This window comes from Megasphaera sp. DJF_B143 (assembly GCF_900320625.1).
In the GTDB taxonomy this organism is placed as follows: domain Bacteria; phylum Bacillota; class Negativicutes; order Veillonellales; family Megasphaeraceae; genus Megasphaera; species Megasphaera hexanoica.
Genome location: NZ_ONTA01000021.1, coordinates 1 through 4,823, shown reverse-complemented (window position 1 = coordinate 4,823; position 4,823 = coordinate 1). Strand labels below are relative to the sequence as shown.

General features: G+C 51.6%; 5 protein-coding genes. All 5 read left to right on the top strand.

Annotation, left to right across the window (positions count from 1 at the left end):
- The coding region (locus DBO31_RS00460) for a cell wall metabolism sensor histidine kinase WalK (RefSeq protein ID WP_150824173.1) at window positions 1–284 on the top strand (284 nt) is incomplete at its 5' end.
- 20 nt (window positions 285–304) lie between these two features.
- The gene (gene larA, locus DBO31_RS00455) at window positions 305–1,618 is read left to right on the top strand and encodes a nickel-dependent lactate racemase (protein WP_150824172.1); all 1,314 of its coding nucleotides are present in this window, start codon (window positions 305–307) and stop codon (window positions 1,616–1,618) included.
- 268 nt (window positions 1,619–1,886) lie between these two features.
- On the top strand, window positions 1,887–2,774 hold the full coding sequence (locus DBO31_RS00450; RefSeq protein ID WP_150824171.1) for a phosphate ABC transporter substrate-binding protein: 888 nt from the start codon (window positions 1,887–1,889) through the stop codon (window positions 2,772–2,774).
- 76 nt (window positions 2,775–2,850) lie between these two features.
- Window positions 2,851–3,774, top strand: a complete 924-nt coding sequence (gene pstC, locus DBO31_RS00445; protein ID WP_075581993.1) for a phosphate ABC transporter permease subunit PstC — start codon at window positions 2,851–2,853, stop codon at window positions 3,772–3,774.
- Window position 3,775: 1 nt separating this feature from the next.
- On the top strand, window positions 3,776–4,654 hold the full coding sequence (gene pstA / locus DBO31_RS00440; RefSeq protein WP_150824170.1) for a phosphate ABC transporter permease PstA: 879 nt from the start codon (window positions 3,776–3,778) through the stop codon (window positions 4,652–4,654).
- The last annotated feature ends 169 nt before the right edge of the window (window positions 4,655–4,823 follow it).

Below are 4,823 nucleotides of genomic sequence, written 5' to 3'. Positions count from 1 at the left end.
GGCCCGGCGGTCATGTGTATGTGACCGTCCGCTCTGAAGAACACCGGGTCCTGCTTATCGTCCGCGATACGGGCATCGGCATTCCGGAAGATAAGCAAAAACGCGTATTTGAGCGGTTTTACCGCGCTGATGCCAGCCGATCCCAGGCGATTTCCGGCAGTGGGCTGGGACTGGCCATTGTCAAGCATATCGTAGAACAACATCAGGGGAAGATTTCTCTTCAGAGCAAAGAATGGGAAGGGACGACGATTACTGTTTCATTTCCCCTGTATCATACAAACTAAGGAAAGGCAGATTGAAGGGCATGAAATCATTTGAGTTTCCCTACGGAACTGGAACACAGTCTCTGGTTCTGGACGAACAGCATATACAGTATCACTTCACCAGCACCCAAACAAAAGAAACAGCCCATGAGGAAGAGGCAATCCGCTATTCCCTGCGCCATCCCATAGACAGCCGTCCTCTGGTGGATTGTGTAAAGCCGGGCGGCACGGTCGTCATCATTGTCAGTGATATGACCCGGGCGGTTCATACGGACCGCATGCTGCGGGCTATTGTGGCAGAATTGGAAGAGGCAGGCATTGCTGATGATCAGATTACGGTCCTCGTCGCCCTGGGCACGCATCGCCAACAGACGGAAGAGGAAACGGCGGCCGTATGTGGCCGGGATATGATGCAGCGTCTGAACATCGTCCAGCATGATTGTCATGATGAAAATCAACTCGTATCAGTGGGAACGACATCTTATGGTAATGATGTGAAATTGAACCGCCTGGCTGTAGAAGCCGATACGGTCATCTTGACCGGGGCTGTTTCGTTCCACGATATGGCGGGTTTTGGCGGCGGCCGCAAGGCCGTACTGCCGGGAATTGCCGGCTATGACACCATTATGACTAACCATGCCCTGGCATTGAATCCTGTCTGCCCGTACGGGATGGATTCCCGATGTGATGCGGGAAAACTTTCAGACAATCCCATCCACTGCGATATGATGGAAGGAGCGGCTTTCTTGAAACCGGCCTTTCTCGTCAACCTGGTCCTCACGGCGGAGGGAAAATTACACGATGTCGTAAGCGGCGACTGGCAGACGGCATGGCAGGAAGGATGCCGACGCCTCCTGGCACTGGACGGCGTGCCCATTGAGCATCTGTCGGATGTCGTGATCGGGTCAGCCGGGGGACATCCCAAAGATATCAATTTGTATCAGGCAACCAAGGCTCATATGAATGCCGTTTTTGCTGTAAAGCCGGGCGGTATCCTGATTCTGGCCATGGCCTGCCCCGATATGTATGAACCGGCGGACTTCACGGACTGGTTTTTCCGGGATGACCTCGACGAGGTGCTGTCTGCCGTGCGCCAGCATTTTACCATTCCTGCCTTTTCGGCATATAAGACCCGTTGTCTCATACGGATGATGAAAGAAGTGTACATTGTTACCGACCGGGCCTACTTTGAAGTCATTCGCAGGACCGGAGAAATTCCGGCAGAGACGATGGAAGAGGCCTGGCAGATGGCGCAGAAGACGCTGCAGGCAGAAAACAAGACGGACTATACCGTTACCGTCATGCCCTATGCGGCGGCAACACTGCCGGTCTATCAAAAGCGTGACAGAAGCTGATGAATCCACAGGACGATGTCATACAGATGTAATACCATATAAATAAAATATAGGATAACCAGAGGTGCTGCCCCGGCCGTCCTCTCCCAGTGGGAGAAGACAGTCGGGGCAGCATTTTTTTTAGTTTCATGGGATTTTGGGAGACAGTAGGAATGGGATTTTTTTGACAGAATCTTTACATTCTTTACATAGATTCCTTACACGGCCTTGTTACCATAAGGTTGCAATCGAACAAGGAAACCAATTTCCACAAAGGAGACGATTTACGATGAAATGGAAAAAATTAGTTCTCGTAGCCTTAGCCGCTATGATGGTTGTGACGGCTGCCGGATGCGGCAGTTCCGGAGATAAGGATAAGGGTGCTTCTGGCAAGCAGGCAGCTGTTTTCGGAAGTATTACCGGTTCCGGTTCTTCTGCGCTGCTGCCACTGGTTAAAGACGCAGCCGAACAGTTCAAGGCGGGAAATAAGGATGTTACCATTACCCTGAATGCAGGTGGTTCCGGCACGGGTCTGAAACAGGTATCCGATGGATCCGTCGATATGGGCAACTCCGATGTCCCGGCTGAAACGAAACTGGACAAGGCCAAAGCAGAAAAACTGGAAGACCATAAAGTCTGCGTTATGACGGTCGCTACGATTATTAATAAAGATGTAGGCGTAAAGAATCTCACGCGTCAGCAGCTGCAGGATATCTTCACCGCTAAAATTACCAACTGGAAAGATGTTGGCGGCAAAGATATGCCAATCGTTCTCGTAACGCGGCCGAAAACGTCTGGTACACGGGCCCTCTTTAAACAGTATGCCATCAATGGTGCTGAAGAAGCGGACAACAAATCCCTGGAAACAGATAACTCCGGTATTCTCATCCAGAGCGTAGCCCAGAACCCCGGTGCTATTGGTTATGTCGCTCTTCCCTATCTCATCAAAGACAGCAGCGTAGATTCCGTTTCTATCGACGGTGTGGCACCGACGCTGGAAAATACCTATAACGGTACATACAGTGTCTGGGGATATGAACACATTTACACCAGCAAAGAACCGAAAGCAGCTGTTAAAGCCTTTATCGAATTCATCCAGGGTGCCGATTACGGCAAACGGATTGAAGAACTCGGTTATGGTGTAAGCTCCAAGATGCAGACCAAAGAAGTTCACTAAGTACATTCATTCAAATAAGGCGGCGCCGGGTTTTATCATAAAATCCGGCACGCTGTTTCTTATAGGGGGACAGGTTATGAAGGCAATCGATACGGTAGTCCGGAAGGCCCACCGCAACGAGAAGGCAGCCAGGACCTTTATCACGATTTGCGGCATCGGTATGGCACTGGTGCCGCTTCTCATTGGCGCTTTTCTCTTTATTAAAGGCACAGATACATTCTTTACATTCGGTCACAGTGTAACGGAATTTTTATTTTCCGGCCAGTGGAAGCCGAGTGATACGGCAGAAGGCGGCGGACAGGTCGGTGCGGCTATGTTTCTGACCGGTTCACTGGTCACATGTGCACTGGCACTGCTTATTTCCCTGCCTTTCAGCATGGCTTCATCCATTTACATGACAGAAATTGCGACGCCTCAGCGCCGCCGTCTGATTCAGCCGGCTATCGAACTCTTTACGGGTATTCCATCGGTCGTATATGGCTTTGTCGGCATGACCGTACTGATTCCGGCACTGCGGAAACTGTTCCCCATGCCTTTTGGCTTTTCCGTATTGGCAGCAGGCATTGTTTTGGCGATCATGATTTTCCCGACCATCACGACTATGGCAGCCGATGCTATGGCAGCCGTTCCCAAGTCCTGGCGGGAAGCGTCATACGGCCTGGGGGCTACACGCTGGGAAACGATCGCTCATGTCGTTCTGCCTGCAGCTAAGAGCGGTATTTTCACCGGTATCATCCTGGGGCTGGCCAGAGCACTGGGAGAAGCGCTGGCTGTCGCCATGGTCATCGGTCAGATGAAAGTCTTTCCTACGTCTCTTTTCTTACCGGCCAGCACGCTGACGACAGCTATATCTGCCGATATGGGTGGTGCCATGGAAGGCGGCGAATATAATGCCGCGCTGTGGACGATGGCACTGGTGCTGTTCCTGTTATCGTTCCTCTTTATCTTTATTATCCATCAAATCAATGCCGCTTCCGAATTAAAAGGAGGCAGAAACTAATATGATCAGTGTTGAAGCAAAAAAAAGAAAAGATGCATGCATGACCCGTATTTTCGTCGCCGGGGCGGCCTTTGCCGTCATTCTGCTCATCGCCTTTGTCTTGTACGTCGTCATCGACGGGGTCAGCGGCATGACGGGAAAGATGCTCTCCTTTGGTCCCCAGGGGCTGGGCAACATGTTCTTTAATACGATTTACCTTGTTTTTCTGGCCCTGGTCGCCAGTACGATTACGGGGATTCCCGCAGGTATTTTTCTGGCTGAATATGCAAAGAAAGGCCGCCTGACCCACTGGGTCCGCATGGCCGTAGAAACGCTGGCATCCCTGCCATCCATCGTCGTCGGCTTGTTTGGCTACCTCGTATTTATCGTCATGACCGGTTCGCAGTGGAACCTGTTTGCCGGTGCTCTGGCTGTCTCTATTCTGACATTGCCGCTGGTAACGTCAGTTACGGAAGACGCCCTGCGCAATCTGCCGCCCAGCTATCGAAATGGTAGTCTCGGTCTCGGTGCTTCGCATTGGCAGACTATCTGGCGCGTCCTGCTACCAGCCTGCTTCCCGCGCATTATGACGGGGCTTATCATGGCTGCTGGCCGTGGCTTTGGTGAAGCGGCTGCCCTGATGTTTACCGCCGGTATGTCGACCGATATTAATTGGACGAATTGGGATATTACATCGACTTCGTGCCCGCTCAACCCGTTCCGCCCCGGCGAAACATTGGCACTGAATATCTGGGCTCTCCGTACAGAAGCCCTGCAGGCTGATGCGGCTCAGCAGGCTGCCGCCTCTTCGGCCATCTTGATGATCATGGTCCTGACCTTTAGTTTGGCAGCCCGTTACCTGAGCTATCGTATTGATAAGAAAATGGGAGGAAATAAATAATGGCAGAAATGACAAAAACGCTGACCGGCTTTGCCGCTGCGGAAATTGAAAAAAAACAGGGAGCAGTACGGGCAAAGGAACAAGCTGTAGCACAGGAAGCTGCTGGCACAGCGGAATATACATTTGACGTTACCGATATGGATTTGTTCTATGGTGATTTCCAGGCGCT

Coding starts and splice junctions, on each gene's coding strand:
- larA (WP_150824172.1), top strand. CDS start 305: ATGAAATCATTTGAGTTTCCCTACGGAACTGGAACACAGTCTCTGGTT.
- pstA (WP_150824170.1), top strand. CDS start 3,776: ATGATCAGTGTTGAAGCAAAAAAAAGAAAAGATGCATGCATGACCCGT.
- pstC (WP_075581993.1), top strand. CDS start 2,851: ATGAAGGCAATCGATACGGTAGTCCGGAAGGCCCACCGCAACGAGAAG.
- DBO31_RS00450 (WP_150824171.1), top strand. CDS start 1,887: ATGAAATGGAAAAAATTAGTTCTCGTAGCCTTAGCCGCTATGATGGTT.